Genomic DNA, 20,751 nt, shown 5'->3' with positions numbered 1-20,751 from the left:
GGGATGAGGAGTGGGTGCAGATGAGTAAGCATGGAATCGTGGAAACGGAGCAGTCGGCGGGGGAGCGGATGGCGCGGGCGGCCGAGGCGGTGCGGCGGCTGACCCGCTGGCACGACGACTTCCCCAGCCCCGGGGTGCGATTCGCCGATCTGACGCCCGTCTTCGCGAACGCCGAGGGCTTCCACGCGGTCATCGATTGCCTCGGCTCCTGCGCGCCCGACGCCGATCTGGTGGCGGGCGTGGATGCGCGCGGATTCCTGCTGGGCGCGGGCGTGGCGGCGGTGCTCGGCACCGGCGTGGTGGCCGTGCGCAAGGCGGGCAAGCTGCCCCCGCCCGTGCTGTCGCGCGAATACACCCTCGAATACGGCTCGGCCGCACTGGAAATCCCCGCCGACGGCGTCGATCTGGCCGGGCGGCGGGTGCTGCTGCTCGACGACGTGCTCGCCACCGGCGGCACCCTGGCCGCGGCCGCGGAACTGTTCCGATCGGCGGGCGCCGAGGTGGTCGCCGCCGCGGTGGTCCTGGAGCTCGATTTCCTCGGCGGCCGTGCGCGACAGGGGGACTACCCGCTGACCTCGATCGTTCGGCAATAATCCGCGTGTTTCGGTTGTGGCCGCGAGTGGCCCTCACTATGCTCGGATCTCGGCGACGCGGCCCTGCGGTTGCGTCGCGCGGACCAGTGTTCACGAACAACTCACGGACCCGGATCCACTATCACCCTATGAGCGAGCGCAGCGAGCGAATCATTCGGACAGCGGCCACGATCGGCTCCCACGGGATGGAGGCGGCGGCATGACTCGGGCTCGGCACACTCGTCTGACCGCGGCCGTCGCGGGCGCGGTCGGGGTCGTTTTCGTCGTCGGCGCGGCCACCGCTTCGGCCAATCCGTCCGCCGCGGTGCGGGGCGGCACCACCATCACCGCCCATGTCTCCGGCGAGAAGCCCGGCCAGGTGTGCCGCATCGCCGCGCCGGGGCTCCCGATGCGTTGGCAGCCGGTCGATTCCGGCGGCGCCGTCGATCTCGACAGCGGGCCGGTCGAAAGCGGGCGCCACGAGGCCCGGGTGGTGTGCGAGAACCCGAAGGTCGGCGACGCGTCGGCACACGAGGTCGGCAAGGAGGAGGACGTGTTCACCGGGCACTGGGCCCCGGCGTACGAATTCCTCCACCATCACCGGCTGGAATTCCTCACCCCGCGCGAGCGCTGATCAGACCCGCGCGAGCACACGCGCGATGAAACCGGTGACGACGAGCCAGAATATGGCCGCCAGACCGTAGGTGATCACCACATCGAGGTCGTGATTGCCGGTATTGAACAGGCCCGGGAAGAACAGCGCCAGCGGTTCGGCGAGGGACTTGACGAAGGTGAAGGCGCGGTTGACCGGATTCGCGTTGAGCAGCTGCATCACGATGTAGATGCCCTCGAGAAGCGCGAAGATTCCACCGACGGCGCTGACGATCGCCGCGGCCGTGCCGGGACCACCGCGGGTGGTGCGATATCTGTACATGCTTCGGGCTTGCCCGTTCCGGACGGGCGGAAAACGGCGAGCATGCGACATCCAGCCTGCTTGACGGCATGACGCGCCGGGAAAAGAGGGGCTCTCGCAAAAGAGAGCGCTGCTCTTGACGGGTGCTGGGGCGGCCACTCTGCTGCCGAAGCTGGGCATCGGCATTGCCGGATCGACTGAGCCGCAACGGCTTTCGAGCCTCTCCGCGCAAGGGCGAAAATGTCTCCCTGTTGCCTCGAGTCAAGATGCGCGCATCCGCCGGTTCGTTGCCGCAGCCGAGAATGCGCGCGCAGCGGTGTTCTGGGCGAGGGTGCGATGGTGGGTCGGCATGGCCTTGCCGATGACCAGGGCGAGTAGCTCGGTGGTCAACGCCTGGATGTGGCGCTGCACCGCAGCCGGGTTGGTCTCGGTGTGGGTCTTGCTCATTCGGGTCTTGGCGGCGCGAGTGACCGTCGGTGCGGCCTCGGCGCGCCGGTGCGGGGTGGCCGCGGTGTCGTATCTCTTGGACACCTTCGCGCCGGTGCGGACCTTGGACACGAGTTTCTGCTGCGGGTAGAAGTAGTTGGTCAGCAGCGACTGCTGTACCCAGATCCTGTTGAGCAGCACCAACTCCGGCTCGGTGTCGTAGCGGTGATAACCGACGATGGTGCGCACCACCGCCCAGTTCTTCTGCTCGACGTAGGAGCCGTCGTTGCTGCGGCCCGGCCGCGACCGGGTGAAGGTCAGCTGCCGTTTCTCACACCAGGTCAGCAGGTTGTGGTTGATGAACTCGCTGCCGTTGTCGGAATCGACACCCAGGATCGGGAACGGCATCGCCGCCGCGATCTCCTCCAACGCGGCGAGCACCCATTTCTGGGCCTTGTTGGCCACGCTGCGGTTCTCGGTCCACCCGGTAGCGATATCGGTGACAGTGAGCGTGAACGCATGCTGTCCCAACACATTTCCGCCGTCGTGACCGACCAGGTCGATCTCCACGAACCCCGGCACCGCGTCGTCCCAGTCCGCCCACGTGCGCACCGGGATCTGCGACTTCAGCAACGACCCCGGCTTGGTATGCGAACGCCCCTTGAGCTCCCGGCGTTTGCGCTCCGGCGCCAGCCTGCGGTCGATCGTGGCCGCCGACATCCCAGCCAGCAAATCCGCTGCCCCGTCACCGATTTCGAGTTCCCCGAACCGCCGCAACGTCATCACCAGCTCACCCAGCACCGGCGCCAACCGCTTCCCCGCCGGCATACCCAGCACCGCCCAGCAAAACACAAGACCCGCAACAACATCGGGCCCGTACTTCGGCGGCCGCGGCGGGCGCGGGGTGACCACTCTCGGTTTCCCCGCCTGCGCCAACGCTTTTCGCGCATGATTGCGATGCCAGCCCGTCATCGCGCACAACTCGTCGAGAATACGACCCTTACCGGCCTTGTCCGCCCGCCGATACCGCGTCGCGATCGCCCTCGTCACCGCCCTACGTTGACCCACGGTCAGCTCCATATCGCCCAGGGCCTACCGGACCAGCAGCCACCGGCCCCGCAGGCACGCCGACGCGCGCATTCTCAATTGAGGCAACGACCCCATCGATGCGCGCATTTTTGATGAGTCAACTCGGTCTCTTGCGCGGATTCGTTTTCCCCGCTAACTTGTACTGCGTCGTTGTCCCCGTTGATCGGAGTCGTGCCGTTGCTCTTCTGAGGTAGCACTCGAGTGGCCCGCAGTCGCGCGCCATATCTGTCTCGCCACCCTCAGGAGCCGCGCATGTCAATTACGACTGTTTCCATTTCGGATCTCACCTTCGCCTGGCCCGACGGCACACCCGTCTTCGACGGGCTCGACGCCGTGCTCGGACCCGGCCACGTCGGCCTGGTCGGCAGCAATGGCGCCGGAAAGTCCACGCTGCTGCGGCTCGTCACCGGCGAGCTGCACCCGGTGCGCGGATCCATCACCGTGGCGGGGCGGCTCGGCTACCTGCGCCAGGACCTCGGGCTGGCCACCGGACAGCGGGTGGACGCCGTGCTCGGCATCGCCGAGGTGCGAGATGCCCTGCACCGCATCGAATCCGGGGCGGGCACGGAGGCGGACTTCGAGATCGTCGGCAGCCGTTGGGATGTCGAGGAACACGCCGTGGCGCTGCTCGGCAGGCTCGGGTTGCACTACCTGGCCGACGATGTGGCGCAACTGGATCGGCGCCTGGACACCCTGTCCGGCGGCGAGACCGTGCTGCTCGGCCTGGTCGCCGAGCTGCTGCGCGAACCCGACGTGCTGCTGCTCGACGAACCCACCAACAACCTGGATTCGGTTGCCCGCCAACGCCTCTACGAGGTGGTGGGGCAGTTCACCGGTACCGTGCTGACCGTCAGCCACGACCGGGAACTGCTGGACCGCGTCGGCACCGTCGCGGAGCTGCGGCAGGGCGAGATCCGGTTGTTCGGCGGTAATTTCGCCGACTACGAGGCGATCGTCGAGGCCGAGCAGGAGGCCGCCCGCGCCGCCGTCCGCGACGCCCGCAGCGATGTCCGCAAACAGGCCCGCGAACTGGTGGAGGCCCGCATCAAACTCGACCGCCGCAAGCGGTACGGGCAGAAGATGTGGGACCAGAAGCGGGAGCCGAAAATCGTGATGGCCGAACGCAAACGGCAGGCACAGGTGTCGGCGGGCAAGCTGCGCAACAACCACATCGCCAAGGTGGAACAGGCCAGGGATCACCTGGACCGGGCGCAGGAACTGCTGCGCGACGACCGGGAGATCCGGGTCGAATTGCCCGGCACCCGGCTGTATCCGGGGCAGGACGTGATCGACCTGACGGAGGTGACGCTGGCCAACGGGCCCGTCGTCAGCCTGAAGGTGACCGGGCCGGAACGGATCGCGCTGACCGGCCGCAATGGCGTGGGCAAGACCACGCTGCTGCGGCGCATCGCGGCCGAACCGCCGAAGGTGCCGTGGCGGATGCTGCCGCAGCGGCTCGACGTGTTCGACGAGGGGCGTTCGGTGTTCGACAATGTCGCCGCCGCCACCCCGCACGCCTCCGCCGAACAGGTGCGAGCCCAGTTGGCGCGCTTCCTGTTTCGCGGCGCCGACGCCGATGTGGCGGCGGGCGCGCTGTCCGGCGGCGAACGGCTGCGCGCCGCGCTGGCGATGCTGCTGCTGTCGGACCCGGCCCCGCGGCTGGTGCTGCTCGACGAGCCCACCAACAACCTCGACCTGCCCAGCCTGCGCCACCTCACCGAGGCGCTGGCCGGGTTCGAGGGCGCGCTGATCGTGGTCAGCCACGACCCGCGCTTCCTCGACGAGATCGGGGTGACGCGGCGGGTGGAACTCACCGCGGAAGGATTGGTCGAGGACCCGACCGGGTAGCCCGGCGATCCGTCCGCTACAGCCAAGTCAGTCCGGCAGTTCCAGCTGCTCGAGGTGGGATGGGTGCAGGTCGGTGAGCAGGGCGCGGGGGGTGGGGATCTGGCCTGCGGTCAGAACGCCGGTGGTGGGGGTGGTGACGATGCGGTGCAGGGCCGCGGCGACGATGGGGGCCGTGACGGCGTAGATGTCTTGGCCTCCGGCTCGGGCGCGGCGTTCGGTGGCGCCGGAGCGGACGACGACTTCGACCAGGAAGCGCTGGGCCGAGCGGCCGCGGTCATCCACGGCCGGGGGTGGGGAGAGGTCGGGGTCGGAGAGGTCGGCCAGGGGGGCGGTGGTCATATAGGTGTGCAGGGCGGCGGTTTTCAGGTGGTGCGGGATGGTGACGCTGTCGGCGGTGGTGAATTCGCCTACCACCTCCTGGGTTCCGAACGGTTCCGGGAAGTCCCAGCGGGAGATCGGCTCGGAATCGGTGCGCAGCACCAGCTTTCGGCCGTCGTACACCAGGCGCTTGCCCTCGCGGCGGCCCCGGGAGGTGTCGGAGGTGCGCCGGGTGCCCATGGTCGGCTTCCAGCTGGTGAGCGCGTAGGCCAGGTGGATCTCGTCGGCGGCGGGCAGGTCGCCGAGGGCGGCCGAGGCGAGCAGATCGCCCAGGCCGCCGTAGAACGCGACCGAGGGGGCGATGGTGACGCCCGCGGCCTGCGCCCGCTCCTGGTAGCGGCGCGTCACCTCGTCGGCCACCTCCACCTCGGCGGCGACATCGACGTAGTGGATGCCCGCGCGCAGGGCGGCCTCGATCAGCGGGTGGGCGGTGCGCGCGAACGGGCCCGCGGCGTTCACCACGGCCGCCGCCCCCGCCAGCGCCCGATCCAGCGCCGCGGGATCGTCGGCCGCCGCCGGGCGCGCCTCACCGTCCAGCGCGGCCAGCCGGTCGGCGTCCCGGCCGGAAACCACGACGTCCCAGCCTCTTTCGCGAAGCTCCCGGATGATGAACCGCCCGGTATGCCCGGACGCGCCGTACACCACGACCTGCATTGCTACCCCTCGCTCTCGCCGATGCCCGCGCGCAGCTCGAGCGGGGCACGGTCGGACTCTAGCCGGTAATTCCCAGGCATAGTCTGAAACTCGGTGTGCCGCCGGTCAAATGGGCGCCCGCGGACTGGAGGATGCGGTCCTGGGCGACGACGTGCTGGCACATCGTCGTCGTGTCGCGCAGCCAGCGGTCCAGCGGGTTCGGCCGGTAGATGGCCGCGGTCTGGCGCAGATCGTAGAGGCGCTGCACGATCGAGCGCGCGGTGCGGAACGCGTGCAGGCGCGAAAGGGGAAGCGCGGCACGCTCTTCCGGGGTGAGATCGTCGAGCGTGCCGCCGCCGGACAGCACCTCCCACTCCCGGCGCATCGCGGTGTACACCCCGGCGCGGGTGGCGTGCAGGTCGGCCTCGCAGTCGGCCAGGGTGACCTGTAGGCGGTAGTCGTCGGCCCGGGCGGCCGACTCCGCGCGCACGTGATCCAGGGCGGCGCGTGCCACGCCGAGCGGGACACCCGGCATATTGCGCATGTGCACCTCCGGCTGCGCCAGCGGGCCGGTGGGGCCGTGCACCGTCGAGAACACCAGCGTGTGCTCCTCGGGCACGAACACGTCGGTGATGGTGTAATCGCAACTGCCGCTGCCGGACAGGCCGGTGGTGTGCCAGGTGTCGATCACCTCGACCTCGGCCCGCGGCACCATCATCAGCCGCGAGTCGTGTGGGTCGCCGTCCGCGCCGGGTTCGGGCTTGCCGTCGCGGTAGAGGAACGCGCCCGACACCACCCAGTCGGCGTGGGTGATGCCGCTGCCGAACTGCCAGCGGCCGGTGAGCCGGTACCCGCCCGGCACGATCTCGGCGCGCCCGACCGGGAACAGCAGGCCCGCCGTCGCCATGTCCAGGCTCGGGAACATCTCGCGCGCAACGGGTTCGGCGAGGAAGTTGGCGTACAGGCCGGTGTCGGAACCGATCATGGCGCACCAGCCCGCCGAGGCGTCGCCGTAGGCCAGCGCCTCGATCACCTCGGTCTGTTCGATCGAGGTCAATTCCGGTCCGCCCCAATGCTTTCCGAAACCCATTCGGAAGACGCCGGTGTCGCGCAGCAGTTCCACCACATCGGCGGGCAGCCGCCGCTGCCGCTCGATCTCCTCGGCGCGCTCGCGCAGCAGCGGGGCCACCGCCTGGGCGCGGGCCAGGATCTCCGCGGCGTCGGGGCTGCGGGTCTCGGTGGTGCGGGGTTCGTCGACGATGGTCATGCGATGCCTCCTGGGCGATGGTCGGGAATGTGGTCGACGACGTGGAATCGGCCCTGCAGGAAGACGAGCCGGTCGCCCACGTCGTGCGCACCGGCCGCCACCACCTCCCCGACGAACAGCGTGTGGTCACCCACCTCGACGCTGCGCTCGAGGACGCATTCCAGCCAGCCCGGCGCGTCCAGCAGCAGCGCACCGGTCCGCGGCCCGGGCCGGGTGGGCAGCGCCGCCAACGCCTCGGCCCGCGCCGCGTGCGGCTTGGCGAACACCCCCGCGGTCCGCAATGCCGCGCCCCCGAGAATCGACACCGCCCACACCCGGCTCTCGGCCAGCCCCGCCCCGAACCGCGACCCGCGCTTCATCGAGATCGCGATCAGCGGCGGATCCAGCGACAACGAGGTCAGGGAGTTGATGGTGACCGCATCATGGACGCGACCCTCCGGCCGGTCGGCGTAGGTGGTGGCAATCGCCACGCCCGTCGCGAAATTCCGCATGACCGCCCGCAGGTCGGCCCCCGGCCCGGGGTGTGTGGTCGTGCGGGGTGAGGCCCCGGCCAAAAGCACGCCGGGGCCGATGAGAGGAGTGTGGCCGGGGCCGACGGGGGGAGCGTCGCCGGGGCTGCCGGAGTGCTCGTCGCTGGGGCCGACAGTGTCCCCGGCGTGCCGGTTCTCTATGTCCCCGGCGTGCTTTTGGCCGGGGGCCGCGACCGGTATGGCGAGAGGGATGGGGGGCACCGTGAAAGGGGTGAGGTCCCAGTCGAATTCGGCCCAGGTTACTGCGGGTTCGGCTATTTGGCTGCCTGCGGGGATGGGCATGTCATACCGCCTGGGGGAAGTCGAAGACGCGGTGGGGGTCGTAGCGGCGTTTGATTTGGGCCAGGCGGGTGTGGTTGGGGCCGTAGTAGGCGGTGCGCCAGTCGGTGAGGGAGGGGTCGGTGAAGTTGAGGTAGGAGGAGGGGGTGGCGTGGGCGGCCATCTCCTCGTGCAGGCCGTCCAGCCATTCCAGGTTGGACCAGACCGTGTGGGCGGGGTCGGTGGTGCTCCACGAGGTGTCCATGGAGATCAGGAACAGCACGTCGCGGTGCGGGAACGCGGTGTCGGAGACCGGGATTCGGTTGATCGCGCCGCCCCAGGTGAACAGGGCCACGCCGCCGCCGTCGGGGTTGCCGCTGCCGGGCCAGCGGTCCACCGCGGCGACGATGGCCTCGACTCCCGCCTCCGCCAACGGTTTCGGCGTGGTGCGGGTGCGCACCGCGAACGGGTCGCCGGAGGTCTCGTGGTGCAGGAAATCCTTGGCCTCCCAGTAGGTGGCGTCCTCGATGGCGCAGCGCAGCGGCGGCGCGGTCGCCAGCGCCGGGGCCAGCAGCTCGCGCAATTCCGTTGCGGGACCGAGGTGCTGGCCCACCACCGACACCAGGGCGGGGTCGTTGCCCGCGCGGGCCGCGCCGATGCGAGCGGCGAACTCGTCCGGCGCGGCCGCCATCACCTCCTGCATCGCCGCCAGCACCTCGCGGGCATACCGCCACTCCCACAGCAGCAGCACCGTCGAACTCGGCCGCGGCTCGACGGCCTGGAAGGTGAACGAGGTGTTGACGCCGAAATTGCCGCCACCACCACCCCGGCACGCCCAGAACAGATCCGCGTTCTCGGTCGCGTTGCACACCCGGATGCTGCCGTCGGCGAGCACGATCTCGGTCTCGACGAGCGTGTCGCAGGTCAGCCCGAACGCGCGCGACACCGCCGCCACGCCGCCGCCCAGGGTCAGCCCGCCGATCCCGACCTCGTCCGAATTGCCCAGCGGGAACGCCAGATTGCTGCGCTCCAGCGCCGCGTACATCGCGCCGCCGCGGGCCCCGCCGCCCACCGTCACCAGCCCGGCGTCGGCGTCGACGCGGATCCGGTCGAGCGCCCGCAGATCCAGCACCAGGCCGGTGCCGGTGGAGTAGCCCGCATAGCTGTGGCCACCGCCGCGCGGCACGATCGACACCCCGCACTCCCGCGCCCAGACCAGGGCGCGCGACACGTCGGCGGCATCGCGCACCGACAGCGCCGCGGCCGGGCGGACATCGGCGTAGCGCTTGTTGAACGGCGCGGTGGCCGCCGCGAATCCGGCGTCACCCGGATAGTGCAGGCGGCCCGCGACGAGCTCCTGCAGCCCGTTCACGGCACCTCCTCGAGGTAGGAGGTGCCGCGAGAACTGTTGGGCCCGTACCGCTCCCATTCCTCGCGCAACCGCAGCGGCCCGCCGCCGTCGGTCTCCGGCGTGCTGTGGGTGAAGCCGGTGACGATCTCGCCGTCGGCCAGCACCATCGTGTAGGCCATCCGCAGCGCCCCGGCGTCGTCGACGAGCCCGGTGATGCTGCCGCGGCGCACGTGGCCGCCGGAGAAGTGCGCCCACACCAGATCACCGGCCTGGTGGTAGCGGGCGATCACGCCGTCGTCGGAGGCGGGATTGCGGAAGCGCCTGCCCTCGTAATTGATCATTTGTCGGCGTCCAGGAGTCCGGCCGGGAGCGTGAACGTCGCACCGGCGGCGAGTGGTTCGAGCGGTTCGCCGTCCACCTCGACCAGGGCGGCGGCGGCATCGAGCAGGGCGTCGCAGCGCTGCGGGTCCGACGCCTCGCACACCACGAACGAGTGCCGGGCGATGTAACCGCCGGGGGGAAGCCGCAATTCGGCGCCCGGCTCCACCATGGCGGCGGCGGTGACCAGGCCCGGGGCGTGCTCGGGCACCCGCACCGCGCGCGCCACGCAGTCGCGCTCCGGATAGCCGAATCGGATGCCCGCCACCGCATTCCGGGTCGGGGTGAGGGTGGGGCGGCGGCCGGTGGCGATGTCGACCAGCACCTCGCCCGGGTCGATGCCGGTGGCGATCTTGCCGAGGAACGGGATCAGGTCGCCGCCCAGGCGACCGTTGATCTCGATGATCAGCGGGCCGCGATCGGTGAGCTTGACCTCGCTGTGCGTGATGCCGTTCTCCACGCCGAGTTCCCGGTGCGCGCGGGCCAGCGTGTCGAGCAGGGCGGCGTGCCGCAGCAGCGGATCGGCGGCGTCGACGATGTGGCCGACCTCCTCGAAGTACGGTTCCAGCCCGGTTCGCTTGCGCGCCACGAACATCGGCAGATACTCGCCCTTGTACACCGCGGCGTCGATGCTGATCTCCGGGCCCGCCGCGTACTCCTCCACGATGGCGGTGCCGCGGTAGGGCTCGTCGCCGATGGCGCTGGCGCCCGCCGCCACCCCGAAGGCCGCGTCCAGCTCGTCCGCGTCGGCGGCCAGGATCACGCCCATGCTGGCGCCCAGCGCCTGCGGCTTCACCACGACCGGGTATCCGATCCGCGCGGCGGCGGCCCGGGCCTGTTCGACGGTGTGGGTCAGCTCGAATCGCGGCTGCAGCTGCCCGGCCGCGGTGAGCACCGAGCGGGTGCGGTTCTTGTCGCGGCAGCCGCGCACGCCGTCGGCGCTCAGGCCCGGCACGCCGAACTCCTCGGCCAGATCGGCGGCGGGCTGCACCAGCGGCTCGTCCCAGCACATCACCCCGACGATGGTGCGGCGGGCCGCGATCTCGCGCGCCCGCTCGGCGAGGATGGCGTGATCGAACAGGTTGGCGACGGTGATGTCGTCGAAGTAGTCGCGCTGCCAGGTCGGTTCGATGTTGTTGAGCAGCACCAGATCCAGGCCCAGCGCGCGGGCCCGCGCATGCGCGGAGCGCACCAGGTACTCCCGATACAGATGCAGCCCGCTGCCGATCGCGAGCAACGCGTCGTTGGTGGTCATTGCGAGTCCTTTCGAGGTCAGGCCGCGAGGGGGGTGGCGGCCAGTTCGGCGATGCGGTCGGCTATCAGCGGGGCGGTACGGAAGCCGTCGCCGCCGACGGCCGCGCGTGCCCACACGGCCGGGCCGACCCGTTCCAGGGCGGCGCCGCCGGTGCGGGCGTCGACGGTGTAGTGGCAGTGTTTGATCGCGACGATCGGGTAGCGCCGGGGCCCGGCGAGCAGGCGTTCCCGGCAGTGGTCGGCGGTGGCGCGGTCGAGGTCGTCGGGCTCGGCCAGGGTGGACACGGTCCGGCACATGGTGGTGGAGCTCAGCTTGAGCAGCGTGCCGTCGCCGGGCGGCAGCAGCCAGCCGGTGCCGTCGTCGCCGACCCCGCCCGCGGTCGGCGCGTGCTGCCACCAGCGCTCCAGCTCGGCGGGCGGGCGCACGTAGACGATGGTCTGCCGGTGCACCTCGGTATCGGTGCGCACCAGGTCGCGGGTCCACGCCCCCGCGGCCACGAGCACGAGATCGCCTGCGAGACAACCACCGTCGGCCAGATCCAGGCGGGCGGCGGCGGTGTCCACGCCGACCACCTCCGTCCACGGCCGCAGCGTGACCGCCGGATGCCCGCGCAGCCAGCGCACGGCCGCGTGCAGCACCCGTTCGGCCAGCAGCACCCCGGCGTCCAGCTCCCGCACGCCGAGATACCCTTCCGGGAACACGATGTGCGGCAACCGATCCGGCTCCAGCACGGCGATCCGCACCCCGGCCCGGTCGGCGGCGTCGCGGGCCGCGTCGGCGTGCTCGGCGGGCCACCCGGAGACCACCCCGACACGGCGGTAGAAGCGGCCGCCGAGCAGCGCCTGCAGGCCCAGCCAGCGGCGGTGCAATGCCGCTGCCGCGCCGGTGTTCTCGGCCGTCAACGCGCGCAGCACCCGATGCTGGTCGAACGAGCTCGACCCCTGGTTCGGGATGGGGCCGCGGTCCACGACCGTGACCCGATGCCCGGCGCGGGCGCACCGGACCGCCGTGATCAGCCCGGTGATCCCGGCCCCCGCGATGACGACCGCGCTCATCTCAGACCTCCGCCGGGGCGAGCCTCGGCAGCCGGAACGGACGGACGATGTCGCGGACGGCGACGCCGTCGATCCGGGTGTCCGGCAGCGCGGCGGCCAGATCGATGAGAATCGGTGCGGCGCACCGCAACAGCACCTCCGCCTCGTGGCAGAGATCGCCCCCGGTCAGGGTGGACCGGTCCAGCCGGCCCAGCTGCTGGGTGAGCGTGGTGGCCGCCCGGGTGACGCTGAAGCGCGGCAGCTCGTAGGCCGAGCGGAAGCGCTGCACGATGCGGACCGCGGAGTTGCGCGAACCGCCCGACACCGGCAGCGGGCCCTTCCCGGCCCAGGCGTCGACCCGTTCGGCGACCCGATTCCACGGCTCCACCAGGCGGATTCGGGTCAGTTCGGCCAGTTCGGCGCGATTGAAGCTGGTCCGCTGGAACTCCGGGCTGTCGGAGGCCAGATGGAACCGGATCAGATCGCGCGGCACCTGCGAGGCCAGCTCGCGGCCCCACACCAGATGCCCGCGGCTGGTGGAGAACTTGGACCGGTCCAGCTCGTAGAACTCGTTGGTGAGGAACATGGTCGGCAGCGGGTAGCCGTCCCCGAAGGCGAGCAGCATCGCCAGGCCGGAGATCGCGAACGGGTGAACGTTGTCCACGCCGAGGAAGTACACGATCTCGGTCCCGGCCTCGCGCCGCCACAGCGCGTCCTCGGACCCGGGATTGAGCCCCGCCCGCTCGGCGGCCAGCATCGAGCAGTACATGGTCCACGCCACCGGCTCGGCGTTCGGGTTCACCACCTGCCCGGGCATCCCCGGGGCCGGGATGCCCCAGCCCAGGGGATAGCTGACCGGGAAGTCCGGCAGCGGACGCGACAGGATCTCCTCGATCACCTGGGCCGCGTGCGGGCGCAGCGATCCGGCGATGCGATCGAAGTGCGCGCGCAGCTTGCCGCGGTACTCCTCCGCGGGCAGCACCAGCACCTCGACGTCGCGGAACTCCAGCGGCTCGTCCGGGTCGCGGGTCGAACGCGGTTCCAGCAGTTCCGATCCCGCGACCTGATGCCCGCAGCTCTCGCACAGGCCGCCGCAGCTCTCGGCCAGGCACACCGGGCAGATGCCCGCCACGTGGCCGTCCACCAGGTACTCCCCGGTGCGGGGCGCGTACGGAAAACGCATGGGGCGCAACCGCAGCCGCCCGGCCTCGCGCAGCCCGCCGATGACCCGGGTGACGAACGAGGTGAACCGCTCCTCCCAGCCGGTGAAGCCGTCCACGGCGATGCCCAGCGCGTCGAGGGTGGCCTCGACCTCCTTGGCCGACTGCCGCACCAGCGCCTCGGGCGTGGTGCCGAGCCGGCGGGCGGTGGTCACCACGAAGGTGGAGGTGTCCTGAACGCCGGTGCCGAACACCACCTTTCGGCCCGTCGCCCGCGCGTAACGGGAGTAGACGTCGGCGGCCAGGAACGGGCCCGCGATATGCCCCAGGTGCAGATCGCCGTTGGCGGTGGGGGCGGGGGAGATGACGATGGTCGGACCGGTCATGGCTGCCCCGGACCGGTCTGCGCCGCTTCGGTATTCGCGCGGTGCCGGGCGGCGAACCGTTCCGTCATCTCCGAATCCCACCAGACCGCATACCATTCGAAGTCGGTGTCGGCGTCGTTGTGGATGTAGTGGATCGACCCCGGCAGCAGATGCGCCACGTCGCCCGCGGCGAAATCCCGCTTCTCCCCGTCCACGTCGATGACCGCGCGCCCGGTCATCGCGATGAACAGCTCGTACTCGTGGTGGGAGTGCGCGGTGGATGTCCCGCCCGGCGGGAGCGCGCACCAGGCGCCCTCGAACGGGGCGTTGAGCACGTCCCAGGGCAGCAGCCGCTGCGAGGCCACACCGTAGGCCTCGGTCAGCTTGTCCCGCTCCAGCTTTCGGATCTCCGCGTTCATGCCGACCGCACCTCCGCCACGGCTCGGCGGTCCACCATGTCGTCCACGATGTCCTGGGAGCGGTGCGCCAGCACGCTGATCAGGGTGTCGGCGATGCCGTGCGTGGCCTCGTTCATGCCCTGCAGATAGATTGCGCCCCAGGCGGAGTCGTCGAGTTCCAGCCGATATCGGCGGCTCACCTCGATGCCGTCCAGGCCCACCCGCTCGGCCAGATCGCGCACCAGGGCGGGCATCTGCGGGTCGAAACCGGTGCCGAGCAGCACCAGATCGCAGCGCTGCGGCTCGATCTTGCCGCTGCGGCGGTCGCGCAGCTCCAGCACCACCTCGTCGCCGTCCATGCGGGCGCCGGTCACCTCGGTCATCGCCCGGATCTGCGAGACCGGCTGGCCCATCATGCGCTGCCGGTACAGCAGGTAGTACAGCTCGTCCAGAAACGGCGGCGCCAGACCGGCGTAGTTGGTCAGGTGCACCTCGTCGAGGATGCGGCGGCGGGTCTCGGCGTCGCAGTTGTAGAACTCGTCGATGAACGACGGGTAGAACAGCTCGTTGATGAACTTGCTGGTCTGGTAGTTCTGCAGCCCGATCGAGCGCATCACCATGGCGGGCGTGCTGTTCGGCAGATCGGTGTGCACCGCCATGAACATCTCGGCCGCGCTCTGTGCGCCGCCGACCACCACCGGCCGCAGCGCGCGCTCGCCGCGGGTGGCCGCGACCTCGGCGATGCGGGTGTTGTACTGGGTGCTGTGAATGACCCGGTCACCCGGTAGCGCGGCGAACACGTCCGGGATGTGCGGATCGCGGCCGGTGCCGAAAACCAGGTCCCGGCAGGTGATCCGGTCGCCGTCGGTCAGGACCACGGTCCAGCCGTCGATGTGGCCGCCCCGGGTGCGCCGCGGCTCGATCCGCTCGACCCGGGCGTTGTACCGCAGGCCCACGTGCTCGAGGTGGTGGGCCACCCACTGCTGATACTCCGACAGCTCCCAGCGGTAGGGATTGAACGTGGCGAGGTTGACGAAGTCGTCGAGCCGCCCGCGCTCGTGCAGGAAGTTCAGAAAGGAGAAGCGGCTGCGCGGATTGCGCAGTGTCACCAGGTCTTTGAGGAACGACACCTGGCTGCGCGCCCACGGCAGCAGCAGGTTGCGCTGCCACTTGATGTCCGGATGCTGCTCCAGGATCAGGGTATTGCGGGCCAGGTCCGGCGAGCCCGATTCCTCCAGCGCGACGGCGAGGGCCAGATTCGCGGGCCCGGCGCCGATGGCGAGGACGTCGACGTCGTGTTCGGTCACTATCTTCCACCTCAGTCTCGAGGATCTCGAATAACGCTGGGTAACAGTCAATGTGAGGGCGATATTGGTCGACAGCGTTCGCGCGGACCGAACATCAACCGACCGCCCGTTTCTCCGCCTTGACAGCGAAAAACCCTGGGTGGCACCGGAACTCGGCGCCACCCAGGGTTGATCGGCGGAATACGGTCAGCCCGCCGCCCGGTCGGTCGTCGGGGCCACGGTGACCGACTCCAGATCCAGATCGCGGAACGGCGTCACCGTCACCGTGCGCAGCCGCTGCGACCAGCCGGTCTGCACGCCCGGGACCAGCAGCGGCACCGCGGGCATGTCCTGCAGCACGAGCTTTTCGGCCTGCTGGTAGAGCGGCCACGACTCCTGATCGGTCCGGGCCGCGTCCGCCCGGGCGAGCAGGGCGTCGACCTGCGGATTGGAGTACAGGCCGGTGTTGGACGAGCCTCCGGTGCGGTAGAGCGGGTTGAGGAAGTTCTCGATCGACGGGTAGTCGGCCACCCAGCCGGTGCGGTAGATCGCCGACATCTGGTGCGCGTTGATCTGCCGCCGGATCTCGCCGAGGGTGGGCACGCCGTGGAAGGTGCACGCACGCCCCAGCGCCGCGGTGATGGACGCGCACACCGCGGTCAGCCACTTCTCGTTGGCGGTGTCGGTGTTGGACGCGATCTCGATCGGGCCCTGGAATCCGGTGCTGTCGAACAGGGCCTTGGCCTGCTGCGGCCGGTACCGGCACAGCTCGCCGCACTGGCCCGTCGCGGTGGCCCCGCGCGCGGTCGGCGGCACCAGGCCGTCGGCGGGGGTGCGGTCGCCGGTGAACACCTTGTCGATCACCCCCTGCCGATCGACCGCCATCGAGATCGCCTGCCGGACACGGGGATCGGCGAAGCGGGGATCGTAGAGCGGGAAGGTGAGCGACTGCAGCCCGGTGTCGGCCCGGGTGAAGTTGCGGCCCGCGAGATCGCGCTTGTACCGGCCGTCGACCAGCGCCTCGCCCGGCAGCACCTCCAGGAAGTCCAGCTTGTTGGCCACGACGTCGGCGTACGCGTGCTCCAGGCTCGGGTCGAACCGGAACTGTGCCCGCCGGATCGACGGCTTGTGCGGGCCCGCGTACCGGTCGTAGCGCTCGATCACCAGGTCCGAGCCCTTGGTGTGCGAGACGAATCGGAACGGCCCGTCCCCGATGGGGTGTGCCTCGAAGCCCGCCCGGTCGGTGAAGAACGACTGCGGCAGTGGGTAATACGCGACGTAGCCGAGCCGGGTCGGGAACGAGGGCATCGGCTGGGTGAGCGTGACGGTGAACCTGTAGTCGTCGATCACGTGCAGCCCGCTGAGCTCCTTCGCGGTCGGGGCGGGGGCGGTCTGGTCCGCACCGGCAGGAGCGGGCGGGTCGACCTTGTCGAAACCGTCGATGACCGAGAGGAATCCGGCGCCCTGTTGATGATCGGGCTGGTAGGCGGTGTAGTTCCAGGCGTCGACGAAGCTGTGCGCCGTCACCGGGGTACCGTCGTGGAAGGTCCAGCCGTGCCGGACGGTGATCGTGAACACCCGGGAGTCGGTGGTGTCGATCGACTCCGCGACCGCATTGCGCGGGGCCGCGGTCTTCGGGTCGTAGTCCACCAGCCCTTTGAACAGGGTGCGGAGGATCTTCGAGCCACCGGCGTCGGTGGTGTTGCCGGGGATCAGCGAGTTCTCCGGCTCGGTCGAGTTCAGGCTGATCGAATCATCCTGAGTGTTCGGGGTTTTCGTGCCGCTGCCACAACCGGCGGCCATACCGGCCGCCAGAAGTAGGGCCAGAGCGCCGGGCACGAGGCGAGATGTTCGCATCGGGTGTTGCCTTCCTGCATGATGCCGGATCCCCCCGGCGACCCCGCGGGCGACATCGTCCGGGTGGATCCGAATTCAGTTCAGCAGAGCCGCGAATTGGTCGAAATATGCTGGTGGGCCTGGCAATCAAAGCCGACCAATGGCGGATCGAGCCTGCGCGGCCGCGAATCCGATCCACACCGCTCCCCACCAACACGACTGCGACACAACCGATGTCAGCACGCCGCGGACGAGTAGTCCGGTGCCGACCGCGGTTCCGGCGGCGGCCATGCGTCCGCCCAGTGCCCGGGCGTACAAACCGTTGAGCAGCAAGGCGAACACGAACGCGAGCTTGAGCCGGGTCGTGTCGGCGGACAGATCGGGGCTCAGCAGCATGCCGCTGCTCACCAGCCCGATCATTCCCAGCCAGATCGGCAGGTGCAGCCGCTGCGTGCCCGCGATCACCTCGGCGAGGGTGCCCAGGCGCAGCACCCACAGCGCCGCGAAATAGTCCGCGACCAGGACCGCGCCCAGCCCCACCACCACCGAGGCGAGATGGACGAACAGGGCGGCCTCGAGCCAGCCCGGCCCCACGTGGACCCGGGTGGACACCCAGATCGCCACCCCGAGCGCGACGGGCGCGCCGATCCAGGCGAGCGCGGACAGGGGGAACTGACGGGCGTGGGATCGGCCGGTACGCGGCATCCTCCCGATGTCGGCGGACATGGAACTTCGTCCCTTCGATCAGGCACATGCCGTGAAACTCTGTAGCCAGTGAAGGGCCGGAATACATTGTCCGACAGTGTGAAACGAGTCCGAACATCAATCACGGTCGGCGGCGTTCCCGGCGCATACGCCAGGGCCCCGGTGAAATCCACCGGGGCCCTATGGTTTTCGGATCGTACTACTTCTTGTCGGCGGTCACGCTGAACAGGTCCAGTTCCCGGAACGGGGTCACCGTGACATTGTGCAGTCGAGACGACCACCCGGCCTGCACCGTCTGGAACCAGAACGGGATGGCGGGCATGTCCTGCAGGATCTGGCGTTCGGCCTGCTGATAGAGGGCGTGCACCTGGTCCTGGGTGGGTGCGGCGGCGGCCTGGTCGAACAGCGCGTCCACCTTCGGGTCGGAGTAGGTGGTGCCGTTGACCGCCGCGTTGGTGCGGTAGATCGGCTCCAGGAAGTCCTCCATCGCCGGGTAGTCGGCCACCCAGCCGGACCGGTAGATGCCCGTGATCTTGCGATCGTCGATCATGGTGCGGAACTCACCGAGCGTCGGCACCGGCGCGAAGTGGCACTCTCGGCCGAGCGCCGCGGTGATGGTCTTGCAGGTGGCCTCCATCCAATCCTGGTTGGCCGAGTCGTTGTTCGAGGTCAGCTCGATCGGGCCCTGGAACCCGGTGGCGTCGAACAGCTGCTTGGCCTTCTGCGGCTGATAGGTGCACAGCTCGCCGCACTGGTTGGGGATCCGTCCCGGCACCGACGGCGGCACCAGGCCGTCCGCGATCTGCTTGTCGCCGTCGAAGACCGTGTTGATCACGTACTGCCGGTCGATCGCCATCGACAGCGCCTGCCGCAGTTGCGGATTCCGATACCGCGGATCGTAGAGCGGGAACGAGATGGACTGCACGCCCAGGTAGGTCTGGGTCAGCGAGCGCCCGGCCAGCTCCTTCTTGTACAGCTCGCCCTTCAGCGCGGAGTCCGGGATGATCTCCAGATAGTCCAGCTTGTTCGCCTTCACCGCGGCGTAGGCGTCCTCCAGGGTGGGATAGAACCGGAATTCGACGCCGTCGATCTTCGGTTTCACCGCGCCGCCGAACTTCTCGTACCGCGACATCATGATGTTGTGCCCGACCTGGCGGGACACGAACTGGAACGGCCCGTCGCCGATCGGATGTGCCTCGTACCCTTTGCGATCGGTGAAGAAGCTCTTCGGCAGCGGGAAGAACGCCGCGTACCCGAGCTGGGTGGTGAAGGTCGAGAACGGCGCCGACAGCGTCACGGTGAAGGTGTGGTCGTCGACGACCCGCAGCCCCGACATCGTCGTCGCGGGCGGCTGCGGCGCCGTATCGCTGGGATGGACATCGGTGTAGCCCTGGATATGGTTCAGGAAGCTGGCCCCGGCCATGTGATTCGGCGCGTAGGCGGTGAAATTCCAGGCGTCGACGAAGCTCTGCGACGTCACCGGGGTGCCGTCGTGGAAGGTCCAGCCGGGCGCCACGGTGATCGTGAAGACCTTGTTGTCGGTGGTCCGAATCGACTGTGCCACCGCGTTGTGCGGTTCGCCGGTCTTCGGGTCGTACTCCACCAGCCCGCGGAACAGCGCGCCGATCACCTTCACGCCGCCGCTCTCGGTGGTGTCGCCGGGAATGAGCGGATTCTCCGGCTCGGTGCCGTTGTAGCTGATGTAATTCTTGCCCGCCTCGGGATCCGAGGCCGGGGCCGAGTTCGAGGTCGAGGAGCAGCCGGACATCAGGCCGGCGGCCAGCGCGGTGACGGCCAGCGCCACCGCGAGTCGAGTTCGGCGAATCATGCGGTCACCTCTTCTTTTTCGGGCATGCCGACGTAGGCGCACCAGGCCGCGAACAGCCCCAGCACCCCGCACAGCGGCCAGATTCCGATGCCGAGCCGCTCCCACGCGAGCACGCCCAGCGTCGGCCCGATCGCCATGCCGAGACCGAAGACGGCCTGGTGGGTCGCGATGTAGCGGGCCTTCACCGGTCCCGGGAAGGTGCTCGGATAGGCGAACATGGTGGGCCCGTTGACCATCACGCCGAGCACGAACAGCGCCGTGCACACCAGCACCAGGACGATGGCGTGCCCGGCCAGCGCGTAACCCGCCACGCCGAGCCCCATGATCGCGGTGCCGGCCGCGCCCACCAGCCCGCCGCGCCACTGCGTGACATACGTGGTGATCTTGAGCTCGAACAGGATCAGCACCACCGACGCGGTCACCAGCACGCCGCTGTACCACGCGGTCGGATACCCGTCGCGGGCCAGATTCAGCGGCAGCGCCACCGTGTACTGGATGTAGATCAGGGTGCCGATCAGCACCGACGCCAGGAACAGGTGATAGCGGTAGTCGCGCAGCAGCACCGCGTAACCCGAACGTACCTGCGGCGCAGGCGATTCCGCTTCCTCGGCCGCCGGTGCGTGCACCGCGGGCAGCAGGGTCAGCGCCAGCACGCCGTAGGTCAGCGCGGTCACCGCGTTCACCCAGTACAGCAGGTTCCAGTCCAGCAGGATCAGGCCCGCCGCGAGCAGCGGGGCCAGTGCCGCACCGGTATTCAGCGCGATCCGCATCATCGAGAACGCCATCACCCGGTGCTGGGCGGGCATGAGATCGCTCAGCATCAGCGCGGCGGCGGGCCGGTACGCCTGCGAGATCAGTCCCGCGGCGGCGACGACCACGACCAGCGCCGGGAACAGATTCTGGTGCGCCAGCGCCGGAATCAGCGCCAGGAACACCGCCGAGCCGGTCATGGCCGTCACGATCGTGGTGCGCGGTCCGAGTCGCTGGGTCAGCTCACCGCCGAGCATGGTGCCGAAGACGGCCCCGGCGCTGTAGGCGGTCAGCGCCAGACCGGCCCGCCCGACGGTGAAGTCGCGATGCGTCAGATACAGGACCAGGAAGGTCTGCACGAACGCGCCGAGCTGATTGACCAGCACGCCGGACAGCAGATAGCGGACCGGGCGCGGAGTGTCCCGCAGGGTTTCCAGCACCCCGGCACGCTGTGTGGTGGTACGTGTGTTCATCGGAGCCGATCCCCTCGG

General features: G+C 69.8%; 19 protein-coding genes. 3 read left to right on the top strand and 16 right to left on the bottom strand.

Annotated features, from left to right (window positions below; all coding sequences use genetic code 11):
* Positions 1-20: 20 nt before the first annotated feature.
* Together HPY32_RS38770 and HPY32_RS38765 are read left to right on the top strand one after the other, a co-directional pair.
* Positions 21-593, top strand: coding sequence for an adenine phosphoribosyltransferase (locus HPY32_RS38770; RefSeq protein WP_373686712.1), 573 nt, complete (start codon positions 21-23; stop codon positions 591-593).
* 199 nt (positions 594-792) lie between these two features.
* Positions 793-1,206, top strand: a complete 414-nt coding sequence (locus tag HPY32_RS38765) for a hypothetical protein (RefSeq protein ID WP_067588065.1) — start codon at positions 793-795, stop codon at positions 1,204-1,206.
* Here the strand turns inward: HPY32_RS38765 and HPY32_RS38760 are convergent, their stop codons facing one another.
* Positions 1,207-1,506, bottom strand: coding sequence for a hypothetical protein (locus HPY32_RS38760; RefSeq protein ID WP_067588067.1), 300 nt, complete (start codon positions 1,504-1,506; stop codon positions 1,207-1,209).
* A 240-nt stretch (positions 1,507-1,746) separates the two neighbouring features.
* Entirely contained in the window at positions 1,747-2,991 is a 1,245-nt protein-coding gene (locus HPY32_RS38755) for an integrase catalytic domain-containing protein (RefSeq protein WP_171983266.1), read from the bottom strand.
* Positions 2,992-3,252: 261 nt separating this feature from the next.
* Between HPY32_RS38755 and HPY32_RS38750 the strand changes: the two genes are divergently transcribed.
* On the top strand, positions 3,253-4,848 hold the full coding sequence (locus tag HPY32_RS38750) for an ABC-F family ATP-binding cassette domain-containing protein (RefSeq protein ID WP_067588069.1): 1,596 nt from the start codon (positions 3,253-3,255) through the stop codon (positions 4,846-4,848).
* Between the two features lie 27 nt (positions 4,849-4,875).
* On the opposite strand, the gene HPY32_RS38745 is transcribed toward HPY32_RS38750, so the two are convergent.
* The 14 genes from HPY32_RS38745 to HPY32_RS38680 form a co-directional block, all read right to left on the bottom strand.
* Positions 4,876-5,880 (bottom strand): saccharopine dehydrogenase NADP-binding domain-containing protein, encoded by a 1,005-nt coding sequence (locus tag HPY32_RS38745; protein WP_171983265.1) that lies wholly within the window; start codon positions 5,878-5,880, stop codon positions 4,876-4,878.
* Positions 5,881-5,938: 58 nt separating this feature from the next.
* Positions 5,939-7,126 carry an acyl-CoA dehydrogenase family protein gene (locus HPY32_RS38740; protein ID WP_067588074.1) on the bottom strand — a complete coding sequence of 396 codons (1,188 nt, stop codon included), beginning with the start codon at positions 7,124-7,126 and terminating at the stop codon, positions 5,939-5,941.
* Positions 7,123-7,938 carry a flavin reductase family protein gene (locus HPY32_RS44175; protein WP_197696497.1) on the bottom strand — a complete coding sequence of 272 codons (816 nt, stop codon included), beginning with the start codon at positions 7,936-7,938 and terminating at the stop codon, positions 7,123-7,125. The genes HPY32_RS38740 and HPY32_RS44175 overlap by 4 nt, the downstream gene beginning before the upstream one ends.
* Position 7,939: 1 nt before the next feature.
* The gene (locus HPY32_RS38730) at positions 7,940-9,286 is read right to left on the bottom strand and encodes an FAD-binding oxidoreductase (RefSeq protein WP_067588076.1); all 1,347 of its coding nucleotides are present in this window, start codon (positions 9,284-9,286) and stop codon (positions 7,940-7,942) included.
* Entirely contained in the window at positions 9,283-9,606 is a 324-nt protein-coding gene (locus HPY32_RS38725) for an avidin-fold protein (protein ID WP_067588077.1), read from the bottom strand. Before HPY32_RS38725 ends, HPY32_RS38730 begins: the two co-directional genes overlap by 4 nt.
* Complete coding sequence (locus HPY32_RS38720; protein WP_067588079.1) at positions 9,603-10,898, bottom strand: ATP-grasp domain-containing protein; 1,296 nt, start codon at positions 10,896-10,898, stop codon at positions 9,603-9,605. Before HPY32_RS38720 ends, HPY32_RS38725 begins: the two co-directional genes overlap by 4 nt.
* Before the next feature lie 17 nt (positions 10,899-10,915).
* Positions 10,916-11,953, bottom strand: coding sequence for an NAD(P)/FAD-dependent oxidoreductase (locus HPY32_RS38715; protein ID WP_067588080.1), 1,038 nt, complete (start codon positions 11,951-11,953; stop codon positions 10,916-10,918).
* A gap of 1 nt (position 11,954) precedes the next feature.
* Positions 11,955-13,478: a class I tRNA ligase family protein gene (locus HPY32_RS38710; protein ID WP_067588082.1), complete on the bottom strand. Its 1,524-nt coding sequence runs from the start codon at positions 13,476-13,478 to the stop codon at positions 11,955-11,957.
* Positions 13,475-13,876 (bottom strand): cupin domain-containing protein, encoded by a 402-nt coding sequence (locus tag HPY32_RS38705; RefSeq protein ID WP_067588084.1) that lies wholly within the window; start codon positions 13,874-13,876, stop codon positions 13,475-13,477. Before HPY32_RS38705 ends, HPY32_RS38710 begins: the two co-directional genes overlap by 4 nt.
* Positions 13,873-15,162, bottom strand: coding sequence for a lysine N(6)-hydroxylase/L-ornithine N(5)-oxygenase family protein (locus HPY32_RS38700; RefSeq protein ID WP_067588086.1), 1,290 nt, complete (start codon positions 15,160-15,162; stop codon positions 13,873-13,875). The genes HPY32_RS38705 and HPY32_RS38700 overlap by 4 nt, the downstream gene beginning before the upstream one ends.
* 186 nt (positions 15,163-15,348) lie before the next feature.
* A complete protein-coding gene (locus tag HPY32_RS38695; protein WP_197696498.1) occupies positions 15,349-16,998 on the bottom strand; it encodes a peptide ABC transporter substrate-binding protein in 1,650 nt (549 codons plus the stop codon).
* 126 nt (positions 16,999-17,124) lie between these two features.
* Complete coding sequence (locus tag HPY32_RS38690) at positions 17,125-17,703, bottom strand: hypothetical protein (protein ID WP_156674452.1); 579 nt, start codon at positions 17,701-17,703, stop codon at positions 17,125-17,127.
* A gap of 178 nt (positions 17,704-17,881) precedes the next feature.
* Positions 17,882-19,510 (bottom strand): peptide ABC transporter substrate-binding protein, encoded by a 1,629-nt coding sequence (locus HPY32_RS38685; protein WP_197696499.1) that lies wholly within the window; start codon positions 19,508-19,510, stop codon positions 17,882-17,884.
* Positions 19,507-20,733, bottom strand: a complete 1,227-nt coding sequence (locus tag HPY32_RS38680; RefSeq protein WP_067588090.1) for an MFS transporter — start codon at positions 20,731-20,733, stop codon at positions 19,507-19,509. Before HPY32_RS38680 ends, HPY32_RS38685 begins: the two co-directional genes overlap by 4 nt.
* Positions 20,734-20,751: the final 18 nt, after the last annotated feature.

Origin of the sequence: Nocardia terpenica, from assembly GCF_013186535.1 — a bacterium.
In the GTDB taxonomy this organism is placed as follows: domain Bacteria; phylum Actinomycetota; class Actinomycetes; order Mycobacteriales; family Mycobacteriaceae; genus Nocardia; species Nocardia terpenica.
This window is presented reverse-complemented; position numbering and strand designations above follow the sequence as displayed.

Bases quoted from the DNA above. Each gene is read 5' to 3' on its own strand.
- HPY32_RS38770 (WP_373686712.1), top strand. From the start codon at position 21: ATGAGTAAGCATGGAATCGTGGAAACGGAGCAGTCGGCGGGGGAGCGG.
- HPY32_RS38765 (WP_067588065.1), top strand. From the start codon at position 793: ATGACTCGGGCTCGGCACACTCGTCTGACCGCGGCCGTCGCGGGCGCG.
- HPY32_RS38760 (WP_067588067.1), bottom strand. From the start codon at position 1,506: ATGTACAGATATCGCACCACCCGCGGTGGTCCCGGCACGGCCGCGGCG.
- HPY32_RS38755 (WP_171983266.1), bottom strand. From the start codon at position 2,991: ATGGAGCTGACCGTGGGTCAACGTAGGGCGGTGACGAGGGCGATCGCG.
- HPY32_RS38750 (WP_067588069.1), top strand. From the start codon at position 3,253: ATGTCAATTACGACTGTTTCCATTTCGGATCTCACCTTCGCCTGGCCC.
- HPY32_RS38745 (WP_171983265.1), bottom strand. From the start codon at position 5,880: ATGCAGGTCGTGGTGTACGGCGCGTCCGGGCATACCGGGCGGTTCATC.
- HPY32_RS38740 (WP_067588074.1), bottom strand. From the start codon at position 7,126: ATGACCATCGTCGACGAACCCCGCACCACCGAGACCCGCAGCCCCGAC.
- HPY32_RS44175 (WP_197696497.1), bottom strand. From the start codon at position 7,938: ATGCCCATCCCCGCAGGCAGCCAAATAGCCGAACCCGCAGTAACCTGG.
- HPY32_RS38725 (WP_067588077.1), bottom strand. From the start codon at position 9,606: ATGATCAATTACGAGGGCAGGCGCTTCCGCAATCCCGCCTCCGACGAC.
- HPY32_RS38720 (WP_067588079.1), bottom strand. From the start codon at position 10,898: ATGACCACCAACGACGCGTTGCTCGCGATCGGCAGCGGGCTGCATCTG.
- HPY32_RS38715 (WP_067588080.1), bottom strand. From the start codon at position 11,953: ATGAGCGCGGTCGTCATCGCGGGGGCCGGGATCACCGGGCTGATCACG.
- HPY32_RS38710 (WP_067588082.1), bottom strand. From the start codon at position 13,478: ATGACCGGTCCGACCATCGTCATCTCCCCCGCCCCCACCGCCAACGGC.
- HPY32_RS38705 (WP_067588084.1), bottom strand. From the start codon at position 13,876: ATGAACGCGGAGATCCGAAAGCTGGAGCGGGACAAGCTGACCGAGGCC.
- HPY32_RS38695 (WP_197696498.1), bottom strand. From the start codon at position 16,998: ATGCGAACATCTCGCCTCGTGCCCGGCGCTCTGGCCCTACTTCTGGCG.
- HPY32_RS38690 (WP_156674452.1), bottom strand. From the start codon at position 17,703: ATGTCCGCCGACATCGGGAGGATGCCGCGTACCGGCCGATCCCACGCC.
- HPY32_RS38685 (WP_197696499.1), bottom strand. From the start codon at position 19,510: ATGATTCGCCGAACTCGACTCGCGGTGGCGCTGGCCGTCACCGCGCTG.
- HPY32_RS38680 (WP_067588090.1), bottom strand. From the start codon at position 20,733: ATGAACACACGTACCACCACACAGCGTGCCGGGGTGCTGGAAACCCTG.